Raw genomic sequence first — 19577 nt, forward strand, 5'->3', positions numbered from 1 at the left:
CTCGGGGCTTAAAGGGCGCTTTACCACTTTTGTTCGGAATTACCAAATATATCTATCTTTATTCTTGTACTCGCATTTTGTTTTCGTTATGCTTGAACTATGTGTTTTGCATAATAGAATGTCTATTGAGGAGGGATACTAGATGAACGAACAAATTGAAAGAATTATCAGAAATATCGAAAAAGTAATGATAGGGAAACGTGAGATTGCGGAGTTAAGTATCGTGTCTTTACTTGCGGGGGGGCATGTATTATTAGAGGATGTGCCGGGCGTAGGAAAAACGATGATGGTGCGCGCGCTTTCCAAGTCTCTAGGTACAAGCTTTAAGCGTATTCAATTTACGCCAGATTTACTACCTTCTGATGTAATTGGGGTATCGGTATATAATCCAAAAACATTACAATTTGAATTTCGCCCAGGACCGATTGTCGGTAACATCGTATTAGCCGATGAAATTAACCGTACGTCGCCGAAAACACAAGCAGCCCTACTAGAAAGTATGGAAGAATCGTCAATCACTGTAGATGGTGAGACGCTTTCGTTGCCAAAGCCGTTCTTTGTCATGGCTACGCAAAACCCGATTGAATATGAAGGGACATACCCTCTACCAGAAGCGCAGTTAGACCGCTTTTTACTAAAAATTAGAATGGGCTATCCAACAAAAGATGAAGAAATAGAAGTGCTACGCCGTGCAGAAAATTCAGTGCCAATTGATGAAATTGCTGCTGTACTGTCGATTGAACAATTAATTGAACTGAAAAAACAAGTGAAACAAGTGCATGTAGAGGACAATATTAAAGAATATATCGTGTCGCTAGCGCAACATACACGTTATCACGAACATGTATATTTAGGTGTGAGTCCACGTGCTTCGATTGCGTTAATGCGTGCAGCGCAAAGCTATGCCTTTATGAAAGGGCGCGATTATGTTGTTCCAGATGATGTGCAGTATTTAACAAAGTTTGTATTTGGTCACCGTTTAATTTTAAAACCAGAGGCGCGCTATGAGGGCGTGACAGAGGAACAGGTAATTAATCGTGTGCTCCGATTTGTGAATGTGCCTGTGAAAAGGTATGTTGTGGAATGAAAAAAATCCGATACTTCTTTCAGCATGGAGGTAGACTGTTAACGGTAATTGCGCTATTAATCATTACATATTGCTACGCGATGTTCCAAGGTGGATTTGTGAGTTGGTTTGTATTTTTTACGATTTTACCATTTTCCATTTACTCGATTTTGCTAGCAATTGTACCGATCCGCATACAACAAGTGTCACGGGCATTATCGAAAGAAGCGATAGAACGAGGCGATACAATAGAGGTGACAGTACGCTTCCGCAATAAAAGTTGGTTTCCAATTGTCTTTATGACTGCGCGAGAAATGGCTATGGATGCTGCCTTTTATGAGGAGTTAAATGGCCATGCTACGAAGTTATTTTTAGTTGGTTGGAAAAGTGAATTCGAGTGGACGTATGAATTACGCGATTTAAAACGTGGCGAGCATCATTTTAATGGAATTGAAGTGATGTGTACAGACTTCTTCGGCTGGACGATTCGTCAAGTGGTAATTGAGCATCCGCAAATGTTTTTAGTGTATCCAAAAATTTACGATGTCAAAACGGAACAAATTGTGATGCAGTATGATCAAGGAGCGAGTCAAGCACGCTTTTCACTTATTAAAGATACGACAATGGCAACCGGCGTGCGTGAATACGTACCAGGGGATCGTTTTTCGTGGATTCATTGGAAGTCATATGCGAAAAATGGAGAGCTGCGTACAAAGGAATTTGAGGACCGTAATGCACAAAATACATTTGTGTTAATTGACCGTGCTGTACAAAAGAACTTTGAACAAGTGGTGGAGTTTGCGGCATCATATATTCATAAAACAATGAAAGAGCGCGGCGATATCTCGTTTTTAAGTGCGGGGACAGACCGTTACTTTGCACCAGTTATCAAAACAGATAGTCAATTCAAAAAGGTCATGCAGCATTTTGTTAAGGTACAGCCAGATGCGCAGTTTGGTGTAGAGCGTTTATTATTTGAAGAACAAAAGGTAATGAGTCGCTCGGTTGTCATCATCATTACAGGTGAATGGATGCCAGAGCTACAAGAAGTACTAAATGCGAGCACTAAAAGCATGGGCAAAATTGTATGCTTTGTTGTAAATGGTGAAGCCGAGCCAGTGCATCTAAAAAATCAAAATGAAGTGCATATTATTAAAGAGCTCGCACATCTGCAATCGGGGGTGGAATCGCTATGAAACGAAGCACATCCGAAAAAATAGAATTAGCTGTTTTCTACATTATTATTTTACTGATTCTGCGTGAATGGTTAATGCCGATTGTGCAGCTAACAAATACAGGCTATTTCACACAATTCCTATTGTTTATGGCAATTTGCTTAACCATTGGCGTGTTTAGTTTACCTATTATTTTATCGTGGTCGCTGAAAATCCTATATATAACATGGTTTATTGTAAGTGTTTATAACAGAGGCGAATTGACGACGATGCAGTTTTTATCGAATGAGCTACGCTACAATATTGATGTCTTAATAACAGGAGATTGGGTTTTAGTAAGTGACCCATTTCGAACGAGCCTTTTCTTTATTTTAATATGGATGCTCATTTATTTAATTCAGCATTGGGTGAGCGTGCGTCATACGGTTTATTATTTCCTTGTGTTGACGGTGTTTTTTATCGGAACGCTCGATACTTTTACAGAATATGATGGCACGGTAGCAATTATAAAAGTGATGATCTTGGGACTTGTGCTAACATCACTTTTATTTATAAAACGGATAATGCATTCAGCCAATATGCAAAAGGATTGGGGGAGCTATTTATTATTTGCAACTCCGATTATTTTGTTTGTCACAATAGCAGGGCTTGCCGCGACGTTTTTACCAAAAGCCGAGCCGCAATGGCCAGACCCTGTCCCTTATATAAAGGGAATGGTTGGGTTAGGTGATTCATCATCTAGCGGTTCGGTCGCAACAGTTGGTTATGGTGATAATGATGAAAGTTTAGGGGGGCCGTTTGTCGGTGACGATACGGTTGTATATGAAATTGAAACGCCGATTCGTCAATATTGGCGTGTAGAAACGAAGGATTTTTATACGTCAAAGGGCTGGCTTCATACGAGTGAGCAAGATTTTACTGAGTACGTAAGGTTTTCGGAGCCAATCAACTTTTCGATTACGCCAGGAAATGTAGAGCCACAGCTTGTGCAAGTAAATACAGTTGGGGATTATAATTTTTTGCTACAAGCATATGGAACCACAACGTATCAAACAGATGAGGTGGCAGACTATTTAGCGTTTAATTATGCAAACGAAAAAATGCAACTTACGTTAGATGATGAAATCGTAAAGCCAACTAATTATGAAATTACGTTCCAACAGCCGGAGTATAATTATACAGCATTGAAGGAAACGGTGTCCTCAACAGAATCTGACCAGCGTTATTTGCAACTGCCAGAACAGCTGCCAAGGCGTGTAATTGATTTAGCGCACGAAATAACGGGCGGTTATGAAAGTGTATATGATAAAGCACGTGCGATTGAAGATTATTTCGCGCGTAGTGGATTCAAATATGAAACGAAGAATGTATCACAGCCGGCAAAAGATGAGGATTATGTCGATCAATTTTTATTCGAAACAATGTTGGGCTACTGTGATAATTTCTCAACTTCGATGGTTGTAATGTTACGTTCAGTTGGTATTCAAGCGCGATGGGTAAAAGGTTTTGCGAGTGGTGAGCGTGTGGCATCAAGTGACGGTATGACGACCTACCGTGTGACGAACAATGATGCCCATTCATGGGTAGAGGCTTATATAGACGGCATTGGTTGGATGCCATTTGAGCCGACAATTGGTTTTAGTAACCCGATGAACATTGACTATGATATCGAAATAGCACCAGATGAAGAACAATTACCAGAACCTGAAACACCAGAAGTAGAGCGCCCTCAGCCAGAAGAGCAAGAAACAACGGCTGGTGGAAACAAAAAATTGGCGATTGATTTTGCGAAATATAAATGGGTGTTTTATGTTTTAGGGGCAGTGCTCATTGTAGGTGCAATTATTGCATGGCGTATGCGCGGGAAATGGCAGCCAAAACTTGCTGTGCAAATGAATCGTTCGAAGTTAAATAATCTGGATCAATTTGAGGATGTATATTTTGTATTGTTAAAGCAGCTTGAACGAATCTACTTGAAACGTGGTACGCATGAGACATTGCAAAATTTCGCAATTCGTGTGGACCGTGCGCTTGAAACAACAAAAATGAGTGAGCTAACAGCTGTGTATGAGCAATATATTTACGCAGGCAATTCACATAATTTTGATACAACTAAAGTAAAAGAAAACTGGGAGTATTTAATCAATCGTACGAGTAATTGATTGGATACACATCTGCTATAATCATTGTGCTCATTTCGGTACCAAACGAAGAATTATATAAAACATTTGGTAAAACAAGAAAAACAGGGTAGAATTAGTAGCATTAAGAGGAGGTTGTATCAGGTTGAAACAGGATAATATTTTAGTATTAGATTTAGGTAGCAGTGAAAATACAACGATAGCTCGTTGGATTCGTGAATTAGGTGTATATAGTGAGATTCACCCGCATGATATTACTGCGCAAAATATCCAAGATTTAAAAACAGTAAAAGGGATTATTTTAAATGGCGGTGTAAACAATATCGTTGATGGAGAAGCAATCGACGTATTAGATGAAATTTATAATTTAAACATTCCTGTTATTAGCGTAGATCACCCATCTACTCAAGCATCAAAGACTTTAGACAAATGGCCAAACGAAGAAGAAACGAAAGCCTTTTTAAAGGAGTTCGTTTTTGATATATGCAAGGCAGAAGCAAACTGGAATATGAAAAACTTCATTGAAGATCAAGTGGCATTAATTCGCCAACAAGTTGGAAATAAAAAGGTGCTTTTAGCGCTTTCAGGCGGTGTGGATTCTTCAGTTGTAGCAGCATTACTTATTAAAGCAATTGGTAAGCAACTAGTTTGTGTACATGTTAATCATGGTTTAATGCGTAAAAATGAATCTGAAGGCGTTATCGCTATGTTCGAAAAGGATCTGGAAGAAAACCTTGTTTACGTTGACGCAAGTGAGCGCTTTTTAGGTAAGTTAAAAGGTGTAAGTGAACCAGAAGAAAAACGTAAAATTATCGGGAATGAATTTATCCGTGTGTTTGAAGAAGAAGCACGTAAGCAAGCAGGTATTGATTTCTTAGCGCAAGGCACAATTTATCCAGATATCGTAGAATCAGGTACGAAGACACATAAAGTTGTTAAATCACATCATAATGTAGGTGGACTACCAGAAGATTTACAATTTGAATTAGTAGAACCATTATTCCAACTATTCAAAGACGAAGTGCGTGCATGTGGTGTTGAATTAGGATTACCCCATGATATGGTATACCGTCAACCATTCCCAGGTCCGGGATTAGGCGTGCGTGTTTTAGGTGAAATTGAGCCAGAACGTCTTGAAGCGGTACGTGAATCAGATGCCATTTTACGTGAAGAATTTGCACTTGCAGGTTTAGATCAAAAAGTGTGGCAATACTTTACGGTTGTACCAAACTTCAAATCGGTTGGTGTTCGCAACAATGAACGTACGTACGAATATCCAGTAATTATTCGTGCAGTAAATACAATTGACGCAATGACGGCATCAATCGAACAAATTGAATGGCCAATATTATTAAAAATTACAGACCGTATCATTAATGAAGTGAAGCATGTCAACCGCGTATGCTACGATTTATCGCCAAAACCAGGCGGCACAATTGAGTGGGAGTGAAATTATTTCACTCTCCGTTAAGGAACGAAATAATTTTGCGGCGAAAGCGAAGCGACAGCCGCACAAAAAAAGCCAAATTTCGAGGAGCTTTAGCCCGGAGAAATTTTTTGCGTAGCAAAGCGAGCGTTTGCGGCGAAAGCGAAGCGACAGCCGCACAAAAAAACCAAATTTCGAGGAGCCACCGCACCACAGAAATTTTTCGCGATAGCAAAGTTGATGTTTGCGGCGAAAGCCGCACGATAAATAGTGATATAAAGTTATATAACTAGTTATATCAATAGTTACATCCAATGTAAGGAAGCTATTACAAAAAACGTGTTACGAAATTATTTTCGAACACGTTTTTTCGTGGTCTGCAATACTTTGTGGAATAATAAGAATATTGAATCAATATGGTTAGCTGTTGATTTTGTTTTTTGTAAAGAGTAAAATTTAAAAAATAAAAAGTGTGCCTTCATATAAGTCTGGAAATAGGGTCCAGATGTTTCTACTAAGTTACCTTAAATAACTTATCTATGACGGTAGTTGCGCTATTTCTTTCACGGGATAGCTGTATCTATCGGCAAAAGAGATGAAATATGAACGCGTAGAAATTTATTTTCTTACGCGTTTTTTCTTAAATATTGGCCACAATAAATTTTGAAGAGGTGAAAATTGTGTCAACTCCTTTATTAAAAGAGCAAGAAAAAATTGTCGTTCTTGACTTCGGAAGTCAGTTCAACCAATTAATTACGCGTCGTATCCGTGAATTTGGTGTGTTCTCTGAATTGCACCCGCATACAATTACTGCAGAGGACATTAAAGGGATGAATGCTGTAGGAATCGTATTCTCAGGTGGTCCGAACTCTGTATATGATGAGTCTGCATTCAAAGTAGATCCGGCGATTTTTGAATTAGGTTTACCGATTTTAGGCATTTGCTACGGCATGCAGCTAATGGCGCATACACAAGGTGGTAAAGTAGAAGGTGCGGAAACGCGTGAATACGGTAAAGCAGACATTGATGTAACAACTGATAACTTATTATTCGGCGATTTACCGAAAAACCAAGTTGTTTGGATGAGTCATGGTGACCATGTTACAGCTGTTCCGGAAGGCTTTGAAGTAATTGCAACGAGCCCAGCGTGTCCAATTGCTGCAATGGCAAACACTGAACGTAAATTATACGCTGTACAATTCCACCCAGAAGTACGTCACTCTGTATATGGTAATGACTTACTGAAAAACTTTGTATTCAATGTTTGTGATGCAAAAGGCGACTGGTCAATGGCGAACTTCATCGATATCGAAATCGCAAAAATCCGTGAGCAAGTTGGCGACAAGCAAGTTCTTTGTGCGTTATCAGGCGGAGTTGACTCATCAGTTGTAGCGGTTTTAATCCACAAAGCAATCGGTGACCAATTAACATGTATGTTTGTGGACCACAACTTAAACCGTAAAGGCGAAGTTGAACAAGTAATGAAAACTTTCACGGAAGACTTCGATATGAAATTAATCAAAATCGATGCACGTGAACGTTTCATGAACAAGCTAAAAGGTGTTTCTGATCCAGAGCAAAAACGTAAAATTATCGGGAACGAATTCATTTACGTATTTGACGAAGAGTCAGCAAAGCTTGAAAACATGGACTTCTTAGCACAAGGTACGCTTTACACAGACATTATCGAGTCAGGTACAGCAACTGCCCAAACAATCAAATCTCACCATAACGTAGGTGGATTACCAGAAGACATGAAGTTCGAATTAATCGAGCCATTAAATACATTATTCAAAGACGAAGTACGCGCTTTAGGTTTAGAATTAGGTCTTCCAGAAGCAGTAGTATGGCGTCAACCATTCCCAGGCCCAGGTTTAGGTATCCGTGTGCTTGGCGAAGTAACGGAAGAAAAATTAGAAATCGTGCGCGAAGCTGATTTCATTCTACGTGAAGAAATCAAAAACGCAGGTCTTGAGCGAGATATTTGGCAATACTTCTGCGTATTACCAGACATCCGTTCAGTGGGCGTAATGGGCGATGGCCGTACGTACGACTACGCAATCGGTATCCGTGGCGTAACATCAATCGACGGCATGACATCTGACTGGGCACGTATTCCATATGACGTGTTAGAGAAAATCTCTGTACGTATTGTTAACGAAGTAAACGGCATTAACCGCGTACTGTATGACATCACTTCTAAGCCACCAGCTACGATTGAGTGGGAATAATGCTGTTTAGTAATTTAAGATGAGCAGGTTATTAAAGTAGTCATATCAATGACTACGTACAACTTTATATATTTCTGAAATTAAACACTCTTTTAGTTATTTATAACAAATAACTAAAAGAGGTTTTTTGTTTTAGTTAAGATTAGCCACTTGATTGATGATTTAAAAATGAATTAGCAAATTTAAGGTCGTAAAGATGAGTATAATGAATACCATTTGACTACGGATTATTTTATTAATTTTTTACTGATATATGTAAGGTTAGGCAGTACACTAATAAAGTGAAAAGGTTTAATTCAGTAAAAAAGTATATTATATTTGTTGAATAGATCCTCTTTAAACATAAGAAAAGTAGGTGAGCAAAGTGGGAAAATATCAATTAGATACTAAAGGTAAAGTAGCTGTGGCAAAATATCATGAAAAAAACAAGCCTGCAAAATTTGATAAAAAGCAGCAACTTGAAAAAATACGTGCGGAGTATTTGAAAAATAAGCAAAAACAAACAGATAAATAATATGAATGAAAACATAGGAAGAAAAAAATCTCCCTATGCTTTTCTTATTCACTGCACCGGAGAAATTTTTCGCGCCAGCGAAGTTGATGTTTGCTTCGGTAGCAAAGCGACAGGTGTATGGCGCATGAAAAATAGCAATTAGAAAAAGCTTGGAGAGCCTTATCGAATAAGGTTTCTACCAAGCTTTTTTGTTTTTTATCAATACGGTAATGACTCATCAAAAAATAAATTAAAGGGGGGCGGAATGTAAAAAATATCGTATATACGGTACACAAATCATTTTTTTTCCTCTGTTACGTATCAAACACTTAATTTATAATTCAGCTTTTTTGTAAAAATGTGTAGCTCTTAAAGTAGAGCGTTGATATGCGGGTGCAATCCTAGTTGATTCTGTGAAATATTTGCAAGGGCATGAGGGATTTGTGCAATACCATTTATTCAACCGAATATAAAGGTAGACGTCTTTTTTTGAAATGGGTATATCGCGAATTTTTCGTAAACTTTGTCCGTGTTTGCGATGACTAATTTGTAAACACTTAGGACATGTAGCGGTAACAGTCATCGATTCAATAAATAAAATGACTTCTGTTGGTGTTAATTCATGATGAATTATTTCTAAATCTAATTCCATATCAAGCTCTGATAAAATGTAGTTCATTATTGACACATCCTTTATATAAATTCACCTAAACCCAATTCCTTTGTAAATGTGAATGAAAACTCAATTTTAATCAAACAGCATTTCGTTCACTAAAAAATATAAAGAGCTACTGATAAAATAAAATCAGTAGCTCAAATGTTACATAGTAGTTGGTAGAAATCACTTAATGATAATATTACATCTTGCAGTCTGACCTGCGTGAGATCTTTTACTTTTCGCTTATCAAATATTCGGATAGATCTCGAAAAAACTTATCAATTTATAATCATGTATGAAATAGAGGTATATACAAATTAGATAAATATGAAAGCTACTCTTAATCGTCTTCCGAACAATGTACGGACAATCTAATAATATTTTTATTATACTAAGCGATAAAGAAAAAATTATATAGATGCAATTATAGCCATAAGATTGATTAATCTACTAAATCGTAAACAATGTCTGAAGAAACTGCGACTCTTCCACAAGTTGCGAGTCCTCAACATTCACGACCTCGTACTACCAAATTGAAGATACTGATTGTATAGATAGTTAAGTTTGATTAAGACTGACAACCTCTACAAATGCTCTTCACTTCAGCTATATCGTGGATTTGTTTTCCACAAATTTATCTTAGCTAAAAAAAAGAAGTTAATCCCCATCCAATATCCATTGTTTTAGCCCATCCACTTTGAAATTTTTCCCAATGCTTTTGATAAACGGTAAACGCCTTCCTTAATATTTTCTTCTTTTTCACGTGCGAAAGTGAGGCGGATATACCCTTTTTTAGTTCCCATCGTTGAACCAGGTACAAAAATTACGCCTTGTTTCATACTTTCCTCTAATAGTTTGACTTCATCAATTTCTTCTTTAAATTTACACCAAAGATGGATGCCACCTTTAGGAATTTCAAATTCCACTTTATCTTGCAAATAGAAGTTAAGATAATAAATCAAATGATCCCGACGAATTTTTAATTTATTCCGCAGCTCGTTTATATGTGCTTCAAAAAAGGGTGATTCTAGAAAATCATTTGCAATCCATTGATTGTAACTAGCATGACCGAAATCTACTTGCTGCTTTACATCAGAAATACGCTCAATTACGGATTTGGGTCCATTAATCCAACCGATACGTAGACCGCTAGCTACAATTTTAGATAAAGAGCTAACATATAACACGTTTCCGTTCATATCCAATGATTTTAGCGTGCTTATTTTTTCGTGTGAGAATGCCGTTAAACTGTAGGGATCGTCTTCCACAATGGGAATGCCGTATTCTGCGGAAAGATCTAAAATTTCTTTTCGGCGTTCTATACTGAGCAATGTTCCTGTTGGATTTTGAAAAATAGGGTTAAGAAAAATCATCCGGATACGGTGACGTTTATGCAAGTTAATTAGTCCTTGAGGGTCAATGCCATCTTTTCCAGCGGGTAAAAAAAACGTTTGAATACCTGCAGATTTGAAAATTTGTAAATCGTAATGATAGGAAGGATCTTCAATCACGACAGAATCACCTTGTTTTAGTAAACATTCAATAATAAGATGGATGGCTTGCTGTGCACCGGATGTAATTAATATGTGGTTGGCATCCGTTTCAATATCCCTTGAATAGGTAAGATGCTTAGCTATTGTTTGGCGTAAATTAACATTCCCTAACGGATGATCATAACCTAAGTGGCCTATAAAAGAACGCGTTGCCATAATGTTTCGTAAAGCGTTTAAGGGAAATAAATCGGCAGAAAGTTCTCCTGAGGCTAGGTTTATGAGCGTATCTTCTGCAGTATGTTTCCTAATTTTTTGGGCAATGGGGGTATTTGGTAAATAGCTACCTGCCTCAATATATTGATTCCACCGGGGGATTCTTTTTTTTGTCATTCCCCATATGTCTCTAGTAACCATAGTGCCTGCCCCTTGAATTCGTTGGATTAAACCCTCTGCTTCTAGCTCGTCATAGGCAGTAACAACCGTGCTTCGATTAACACCTAATTCGGTTGCAAGTGTTCGTTCAGATGGTAATGGCTTGTCTGTAGGGAAGGTGCCATCTAAAATTTCTTCTTCGATATACTTGGCGATTTGTTTATAAAGGGGTGTTTTTAGTGAACGATCTATTTGAAAATGCATATCCATCATCCTTTTTTTTAGTGGTTAAACATAATAACTGAAAATGTCTTGAAAATAACCATCCAATTATATTGTATTTTACCCATCCACTTAGGTTTTTTAAAACATAACATAATAAAATATCATAATAGATAAAAAAATGCTTTTAGTAATAGTGTGAAATCCAAAGAAATCATTAAATTATTACTAATTCATGACAAAGTGTTAATTTTGTTGTTTTCTTAAGTGAGAGGGACTAGTATTAAAGTCGATTAAGACAGACACTACAACTTCCACAAAAAACCTCATATTTCATGCTATATTCTCCCGATTAATAGAAAGGGGTTTATACATGTTAAAAAAACCTATTTTATTTGCATCCTTTTTAATGAGTTTAATTATGTTAGCTGGATGCGAACCTTTATTAGTGTTAGATCCTAAAGGACCACAAGCACAAACACAGGCAAAAGATATTATTTTATCAATCGGCATTATGTCGGCAATTGTTTTTATTGTCTTTATAATTCTTGCATATATGGTTTATAAATATCGAGCATCAAAACAGCCGGCCGATTATAAACCACCACACATTGAAGGAAACTTGCTTGTTGAACTGATATGTGTAGGAATTCCAGTTTTAATTGTTATTTATTTGTCTTTCGTTTCGGTTGATAGTAACAATAAGGTGGAAAATCCGCCAGAAGAATACGCAAATGAAGAACCGCTTGTGATTTATGCATCTACATCCAATTGGAAATGGCATTTCAGTTATCCAGAACAGAATATAGAAACAGTAAACTATTTATACATTCCAGCAGAACGCCCATTAGAATTTAAACTGTATTCCTATGGACCAATTACAAGTTTTTGGATTCCACAATTAGGTGGACAAAAATATGCAATGGCCGACATGGTTAATACTTTACATCTTGCAGCCTCTCAACCAGGAGAGTATATGGGACGTAACGCCAATTTTAATGGCAAAGGATTCGCAGAAAATACATTTGATGTAACCGCTGTATCGCAAGAAGAATTTGATGAGTGGGTTAACGAGGTTCACAGTAATGCAGAGCCGTTAACTGAAGTTAAGTTTGAGGAATTATTAGAGCCAGGTCATGTTGGACGTTCCACATTTACAGGAACACATTTAACCTTTTTACCACCACCTGAACATAATCACGGAGGAAGTGAGGAGCAAAATGAACATGAAACTCATGAATAATGGATTAAATTTAGATGCTCGAAAGGAGCTAGTCACTTATGGAATTTTTTGAACGATTTGCTGTACCGCATCCTAGTCCAGCGATATATGCTTCGATGGTTGCGATTGTCCTTGTTACAGTAGGGATTATTGTAGGCTTAACTTACTTTAAGTTATGGGGTTACTTATGGAGAGAGTGGTTAACGACCGTCGACCATAAAAAGATTGCGATTATGTATTTAATATCAGCAATCGCGATGTTATTCCGTGGTGGTGTCGATGCCATTATGATGCGTGCTCAATTAGCGCAGCCGGAAAACACATTATTAGATGCCCAACACTATAATGAGATTTTTACAACACATGGTTTGGTCATGATTATTTTTATGGCGATGCCTTTCATAATGGCATTTATGAATTTACTAGTGCCTCTACAAATAGGTGCTCGCGATGTAGCATTTCCAAGATTGAATGCACTTAGTTTTTGGTTGTTCTTTGTAGGAGCAATGTTATTAAATATTTCTTTCGTCATTGGAGGATCCCCAGATGCAGGGTGGACTTCTTACTTCCCACTAGCTGGTAATGAATTTAGTGAATCTGTCGGAACAAACTATTATATGTTCGCCTTACAGATTTCTGGGTTAGGGACGCTAATTACAGGGATTAACTTTATTACAACTATTTTATTATTCCGTGCACCGGGTATGACATTAATGAAGATGCCAATGTTTACTTGGTCAGCACTTACTGCCAATGTCATTATTGTATTCGCATTCCCAGTATTAACGATTGCTTTATTAATGGGAACGATGGATCGTTTATTCATGACAAACTTCTTTACAACGACGAATGGCGGTATGGATATGCTATGGGCAAACTTCTTCTGGGTTTGGGGACATCCCGAAGTATATATCCTTATTTTACCGGCGTTCGGTATATATAGTGAAATTATCGCGACCTTCTCACAGCGTAACTTATACGGTCATAAATCGATGGTTGCATCTATGGTTATTATTTCGTTATTATCGTTCTTAGTTTGGACACACCATTTCTTCACAATGGGGCAAGGTGCTTTAACGAACAGTATTTTCTCTATTACAACGATGGCGATTGCCGTACCAACCGGTGTTAAAATTTTTAACTGGTTATTTACCCTTTGGAAAGGGAAAATCACTATTTCAACACCAATGCTGTACACGCTTTTATTCATTCCAATCTTTACAATTGGAGGAGTAACAGGTGTCATGCTAGGGATGTCAGCAGCAGATTATCAATACCATAATACAATGTTTTTAGTAGCGCACTTCCATATGGTAATTATTCCTGGTGTCGTATTTGCGATGTTAGCAGGCTTACATTACTACTGGCCGAAATTCTTTAACTTCATGCTAAATGATAAATTAGGAAAAATTGAGGCGTGGGTAATTTCAATGAGTACGTTATTAGCCTTTATGCCGATGTTTTTCTCAGGTTTAGATGGTCAAGCCCGCAGAATGTATACGTATTCCGAATCAACAGGTTTTACGATTTACAATATGATTTCCTTTGTTGGCGCCATTGGACTAGCTATTGGTTTTGTGTTACTCGTTTACAATGTCTATCATAGTACACGTTATGCAACACGAAATATTCCAAGTGATCCATGGAATGCACGCTCATTAGAATGGGCAACACATACGCCGATTCCAGAATATAACTTCGCAATTGTACCAACAGTCGACTCAACAGAAGCATTTTGGGATGCAAAAGAGAACGGACATGTCCTTTATAGAGAATCCTATTCAAAAATTCATATGCCGAATAACAGCGGTATGCCATTTATTATAGGATGTATTTTCTTTGTTTGGGGCTTTTCATTTGTCTTTGCTTTATGGATTCCAGTCATTATTTCAACAATTGGTATTTTTGCTTGCCTAGTACATCGATCATTAGAAAAAGATCATGGGCGCTATATCGAAGTTGAAGAAATTAAAAAAATTGAACAAGCGGCAGGTGCTAGACGATGAAAATTGATAACTCGCGTCCATTAGAATATGGTACACTGCAAAACCGAGCAAATATTTTGGGCTTCTGGATCTTTTTAGGCGCAGAAATCATGCTGTTTGGTACATTATTTGCAGGTTATTTTACACTGGTCGATCGAACGGGGAATGGACCAACTGGTGCAGAAATATTTGAAATCACACCAGTCATGTTGGAAACATTTATCTTATTAACGAGTAGTTTTACGATTGGCTTAGCTATACATGCGATGCGTTTAAAACGCCAAAAAGTAATGATCACATTTTTTGTCATTACGCTTTTACTAGGGTTAGGGTTTTTAAGTATAGAAATATATGAATTTATGCATTACTACCATGTAGGAGCAGGCCTCCAAACGAGTGCATTCACCGCGATATTATTAACAACATTAGGTACACATGGTGCACACGTAACATTCGGGATTGTATGGGGTGTTTTAATTGTTAGTCAAATTAAAAAACGAGGCATTACGCATGAAACAACAAATAAATCGTTCATCTTCTCTTTATACTGGCATTTCTTAGATGTCGTTTGGATCTTTATTTTTAGCTTCGTATACTTGAAAGGATTGGTGTCATAATATGGGTGATATTTTTCCGCGTAATCAAGTATTAGGATTTGTTTCATCACTAATTTTAACTGCTGTTGCATTGAGTGTTTACTTTTTAGATGCATCGTTCGATATTGCGATGACGATTTTATTAATTACAGCGTTTATTCAAGCTGGTTTACAACTAATTGTTTTCATGCACGCTGGGGAAACAGAAGAACGAAGCGCAATTTTTACGAATTTGTTCTATGCAGTATTTATTGGACTGGTCACAGTTTTTGGAACACTGTTAACGATGATTTGGGGTTATTTGTAACAAATAGTTTATTTGAAATGTAGATAAACAATCTCGCAACTGAAAAGTTAACTAAAAGAAACACTTTCTATTGATGATGTAACGATGTGTACAAATCAATATGAGGGTGTTTTTTCTTGTATAAGCTACTAGATTAGTGAGTGGAATAGTTTGAAGAATCTCGTCTTCGTAACTTTAGAGGTATTTTCTCAATCGTTAAATCGTCGCCAATCAAGTTTAATGCACCTATTTTGGAACGAAAAAGATGTGAATAGAAGCGATAGAGATATTTCTTGGTAAAGCAATTAACTTCGACTAACAATTACAGGTGGTCTATTGTTTAGTGACTCGAAATTTTATAAAATGAAAGATAGTGAAAATTAGAAAAAGGAGGGGAAATTATGTGGCGTAATCGAAATGTGTGGATAGTGCTTATTGGTGAATTCGTTGTAGGGCTTGGTCTTTGGGCTGGAATCATTGGTAATTTAGCTTTTATGACGGAGTTTGTTGCCTCCGACTTTCATAAATCGGTTATATTGGCGATCGGGATGCTTGCAGGGGTAATTGTCGCACCGTTAGCTGGTAAAATCATCGATGCGTCGAGCAAGAAAAAGGTGCTCATTGGTTCATCAATTGCACGTGTAATTACTGTGTTTGTGATGTTTGCAGCGATTGCGTTCGATTCAGTTCTCTTGATGATTGTCTTTTTAATACTGTTGCAAATAGCAGCGACGTTCTTTATGCCTGCAATTCAATCAATCATACCAAAGATTGTTGATAAAAAAGATTTGCTTTCATTAAATGGCTGGCATATGAATGCGCGCACATTATCACGTATTGTTGGTGCAGCCTCCGCCGGATTATTTGTAGCTTATGTGGATTTAATTTGGCTATATGTCGTATCACTTATTATGTATGCAGTCGTATTAGTTACATTATTCTTCTTACATATTGATGAGAGTATAGTGGAAAGTAAAACGCAAAAGAAGGAAAGTAGTAGTTTCAAAGAGGTGTTACCGGTATTGAAACAATATCCTGTTGTACTTGTAACTCTTGTGTTAATTGTTGTGCCGATATTATTTTTAGGCTCTTTCAACTTAATGATTATGAAAATTGCACAAATGCACGATTCAACTAGTATTTCAGGTTTATTGTATACAGTAGAAGGTGTCGGCTTTATGTTAGGGGCAATTGCGGTAAAGTATTTAGGAATACGGATGAAAACTGGGACGATGATGTTCAGTTTAGCATTACTGATTGGTGTCCTACAGTCGCTACTATTTTTCTCAACAATTGAAATAATGAATGTTGTTATTTTCGCTGTATTTGGCTTTGCGGTTGGCTGTTTCTTCCCAACAACGATGACGATTTTCCAAAAACAAATGCCAGCGGAGTATCACGGGCGCTTTTTTGCCTTCCGAAATATGATCGACCAAACATTGTTCCAATTAGTGCTACTGTCAACGGGTGCATTGCTGGATTGGTTTGGCCTGCCGATTACAGGTTTAGCATTTGGCTTATTTAGTTTAATGCTAACAATATTCTTTATGCTTTATTTAAAGTCGAAAAAATATTCACTCGCATTTGAGTGAGAAAACGAAGTAGTTTGGGTAGTATAACCCGACTACTTTTTTTGATAAAAAAACATAAGGCTTTCTAATGATTTTGGAAATCACGGTGAAAATTAAAGATAATGACATAGAATGTTCGGGTTTTGGTAAAACAAAACTTTCAATAATTTGTCTACAAAATTAATAATAATGCTGAAAAAATCAAAAAATTAGTAATCGAGGGGTATTTTCACGAACTATAATTATATAAAAATAAAAAACGTTCGGAAATGGGGTTGAAATTAGAAAAATGAAATGATATATTACTATTATAAATTAAATACGTCGTCGTATAATGTCGGGAATATGGCCCGTGAGTTTCTACCGAATCACCGTAAATGATTCGACTACGATTTATTAATAAGTTTCAGTACTTTTATATTCGAGTATAGTACTTATTTTCCTTGAATCGTAGACATGCGGCTTTTAGCTCAGCGTGTCTTTTTGTATATTTAAGAGTCGATAAGTTCAAGTTATTGTAAGACGACAATACGGAGGAAAATTTCATTATGAAAAAGTATTTCGAGTTTGATAAACTTGGAACGAATTACCGCCGCGAAATTTTAGGTGGTTTCACTACATTCTTAGCGATGGCTTACATCCTTATTGTTAACCCGTTAACGTTAACATTAGCAGATGTTCCGGATCTTCCAGACGCAATGCGTATGGATTACGGTGCAGTATTCGTAGCAACGGCATTATCAGCAGCAGTTGGTTCGTTTGTAATGGGCTTCTTAGCGAAGTACCCATTAGCGTTAGCTCCAGGTCTTGGTTTAAACGCATTCTTTGCATACACAGTAGTTTTAACAAATGGTAGCCCATGGCAACACGCTTTAGCAGCAGTATTTGTATCAGGGGTATTCTTCTTACTATTAACATTAACTGGTCTACGTGAAAAATTAATTAACGCAATCCCAATGGAATTAAAATTAGCTGTTGGCGCGGGTATTGGTTTATTTATCGCATTCATCGGTTTAAAAAATGCGGGAATCGTAGTTGCAAACCAAGCAACATTTGTTGGTATTGGTAACTTAACAGAACCTCAAGTATTATTAGCAATCTTTGGTCTTGTTATTACAGTTATTTTCTTAGTACGCGGCATGAAAGCTGGTGTATTCATTGGGATGGCAATTACAGCAATCGTAGGTATTATCTTCGGTCAAGTAGACATGCCTTCATCAATTGTAGCAATGCCTCCATCATTAGAACCAACATTCGGTGCATTATTCTCAGCATTCGGTGACGCAGAGTTCTATTCATTATCAATGTTATCAGTAATCTTAACGTTCTTATTTGTCGACTTCTTCGACAATGCAGGTACTTTAATGGCTGTAGCGAACCAAGCTGGACTTGTTAAAGACAACAAATTACCACGTGCAGGTAAAGCGTTAATTTCTGACTCAATCGCAACAATCGCAGGTTCTATTTTTGGTACTTCAACTGTAACTTCATTCGTAGAGTCTTCTTCGGGTGTAGCAGCAGGTGCTCGTTCTGGTTTAGCTGCTGTTGTAACAGGCGTATGTTTCTTATTAGCATTATTCTTCTTACCAGTTTTATCTGTTGTAACTTCAGCAGTAACAGCACCAGCGTTAATCGTTGTAGGTGTATTAATGGTTGCATCTTTAGGTAAAATCGAGTGGGAAAAATTCGAAATAGCAGTACCAGCATTCTTTACAATGTTAATGATGCCATTAACATTCTCAATTGCAACTGGTGTAGCAGTTGGTTTCGTATTCTATCCATTAACAATGATCGTAGCAGGCCGTGCAAAAGAAGTTCATCCGATTATGTACGTATTCGGTGTGATTTTCTTACTATATTTAGCAACAGCCGCGCACTAACAATACAAACTTCAAGCTATCTAGGCAAATGTCTAGATAGCTTTTTTCTTTAGTTAAAACATGCTAACGATATATATAGGAGAACTACAGAGAGGAGGACGAATGATGGATCAAATTATCGAAACAATAATAAGAAGATATATAAGTAGATGTCGTGCTACCAAAGGAGTGCATATGGAAAACCAGCAAATTATTTATTGTAAAGGTAGAAAGAGTGGCAGGCTTTGCTATTATTATGAATTTAGCTCCCCCCAATTATCTTTTCTTCGCCGAGCGAAAGTTTACTTCCATACATGATCTTGGAATAGATTGTTCAATAAAGCGTAATGGCATTGGTTCATACCAATTTGAAGTTTGTGTAAACTAGGAAAAAACAAAATATAGAAGTTGATGAATTAAACGTCTTTAATGAAAAATTAATTGCATTTTACGAATAACATTGAATGAAAACGATTAGTCGAAAGATGAAATTATCTATTTTATAATGTTATATTTCATGAGAAATAAAATTAATTTAAACTGACAAGTAAAATAACTTTACTTTATATATAATAGAAGAAACTCATATTAAACTCTCTAATAAAAATCAGAAAATTTTTTTAAAAAATAAAGGGTTGCGCAAATTGATATTATGGGTGTATAGTTAAACACGTTGTTACGAAACAAACGAAAACAACACAAATTAAATTATTTTAAAAAGTTGTTGACAAACAATAACAACTTCGGTAAGATATGAAACAGTCGCACAAACGACTAACAC

14 protein-coding genes and 2 riboswitches are annotated in these 19577 nt (G+C 36.9%); of the genes, 12 read left to right on the forward strand and 2 right to left on the reverse strand.

Annotated features, from left to right (window positions below; genetic code table 11):
* The first annotated feature begins 142 nt into the window (after positions 1-142).
* The 6 genes from LZ480_RS19175 (at position 143) to LZ480_RS19200 (ending at position 8553) form a co-directional block, all read left to right on the forward strand.
* Positions 143-1087 carry an AAA family ATPase gene (locus LZ480_RS19175; protein ID WP_241371149.1) on the forward strand — a complete coding sequence of 315 codons (945 nt, stop codon included), beginning with the start codon at positions 143-145 and terminating at the stop codon, positions 1085-1087.
* Positions 1084-2262, forward strand: coding sequence for a DUF58 domain-containing protein (locus LZ480_RS19180; protein ID WP_241371150.1), 1179 nt, complete (start codon positions 1084-1086; stop codon positions 2260-2262). Before LZ480_RS19175 ends, LZ480_RS19180 begins: the two co-directional genes overlap by 4 nt.
* Entirely contained in the window at positions 2259-4403 is a 2145-nt protein-coding gene (locus LZ480_RS19185) for a transglutaminase-like domain-containing protein (RefSeq protein WP_241371151.1), read from the forward strand. The genes LZ480_RS19180 and LZ480_RS19185 overlap by 4 nt, the downstream gene beginning before the upstream one ends.
* A gap of 118 nt (positions 4404-4521) precedes the next feature.
* On the forward strand, positions 4522-5832 hold the full coding sequence (gene guaA, locus LZ480_RS19190; RefSeq protein ID WP_241371161.1) for a glutamine-hydrolyzing GMP synthase: 1311 nt from the start codon (positions 4522-4524) through the stop codon (positions 5830-5832).
* Between the two features lie 434 nt (positions 5833-6266).
* Positions 6267-6368, forward strand: a riboswitch (purine riboswitch).
* Between the two features lie 117 nt (positions 6369-6485).
* Positions 6486-8039 (forward strand): glutamine-hydrolyzing GMP synthase, encoded by a 1554-nt coding sequence (gene guaA / locus LZ480_RS19195; protein WP_241371162.1) that lies wholly within the window; start codon positions 6486-6488, stop codon positions 8037-8039.
* A gap of 364 nt (positions 8040-8403) precedes the next feature.
* The gene (locus tag LZ480_RS19200) at positions 8404-8553 is read left to right on the forward strand and encodes a hypothetical protein (protein ID WP_241371152.1); all 150 of its coding nucleotides are present in this window, start codon (positions 8404-8406) and stop codon (positions 8551-8553) included.
* 313 nt (positions 8554-8866) lie between these two features.
* On the opposite strand, the gene LZ480_RS19205 is transcribed toward LZ480_RS19200, so the two are convergent.
* A complete protein-coding gene (locus LZ480_RS19205; protein WP_241371153.1) occupies positions 8867-9211 on the reverse strand; it encodes a transposase family protein in 345 nt (114 codons plus the stop codon).
* A gap of 662 nt (positions 9212-9873) precedes the next feature.
* Positions 9874-11319: a MocR-like pyridoxine biosynthesis transcription factor PdxR gene (gene pdxR / locus LZ480_RS19210; protein ID WP_241371154.1), complete on the reverse strand. Its 1446-nt coding sequence runs from the start codon at positions 11317-11319 to the stop codon at positions 9874-9876.
* A gap of 331 nt (positions 11320-11650) precedes the next feature.
* Between pdxR and qoxA the strand changes: the two genes are divergently transcribed.
* From qoxA to LZ480_RS19240, 6 genes are all read left to right on the forward strand, one after another.
* Positions 11651-12520, forward strand: a complete 870-nt coding sequence (gene qoxA, locus LZ480_RS19215; RefSeq protein WP_241371155.1) for a cytochrome aa3 quinol oxidase subunit II — start codon at positions 11651-11653, stop codon at positions 12518-12520.
* Between the two features lie 38 nt (positions 12521-12558).
* Positions 12559-14505 carry a cytochrome aa3 quinol oxidase subunit I gene (qoxB, locus tag LZ480_RS19220; protein WP_241371156.1) on the forward strand — a complete coding sequence of 649 codons (1947 nt, stop codon included), beginning with the start codon at positions 12559-12561 and terminating at the stop codon, positions 14503-14505.
* Entirely contained in the window at positions 14502-15101 is a 600-nt protein-coding gene (qoxC, locus tag LZ480_RS19225) for a cytochrome aa3 quinol oxidase subunit III (protein WP_241371157.1), read from the forward strand. Before qoxB ends, qoxC begins: the two co-directional genes overlap by 4 nt.
* Position 15102: 1 nt before the next feature.
* Positions 15103-15387 carry a cytochrome aa3 quinol oxidase subunit IV gene (qoxD, locus tag LZ480_RS19230; RefSeq protein ID WP_241371158.1) on the forward strand — a complete coding sequence of 95 codons (285 nt, stop codon included), beginning with the start codon at positions 15103-15105 and terminating at the stop codon, positions 15385-15387.
* A 380-nt stretch (positions 15388-15767) separates the two neighbouring features.
* Entirely contained in the window at positions 15768-16958 is a 1191-nt protein-coding gene (locus tag LZ480_RS19235; RefSeq protein ID WP_241371159.1) for an MFS transporter, read from the forward strand.
* Between the two features lie 286 nt (positions 16959-17244).
* A riboswitch (purine riboswitch) is annotated at positions 17245-17346 on the forward strand.
* A 139-nt stretch (positions 17347-17485) separates the two neighbouring features.
* Entirely contained in the window at positions 17486-18817 is a 1332-nt protein-coding gene (locus LZ480_RS19240; protein ID WP_241371160.1) for an NCS2 family permease, read from the forward strand.
* Positions 18818-19577: the final 760 nt, after the last annotated feature.

Source organism: Solibacillus palustris (assembly GCF_022549215.1).
Classification (GTDB): Bacteria; Bacillota; Bacilli; order Bacillales_A; family Planococcaceae; genus Solibacillus; species Solibacillus daqui.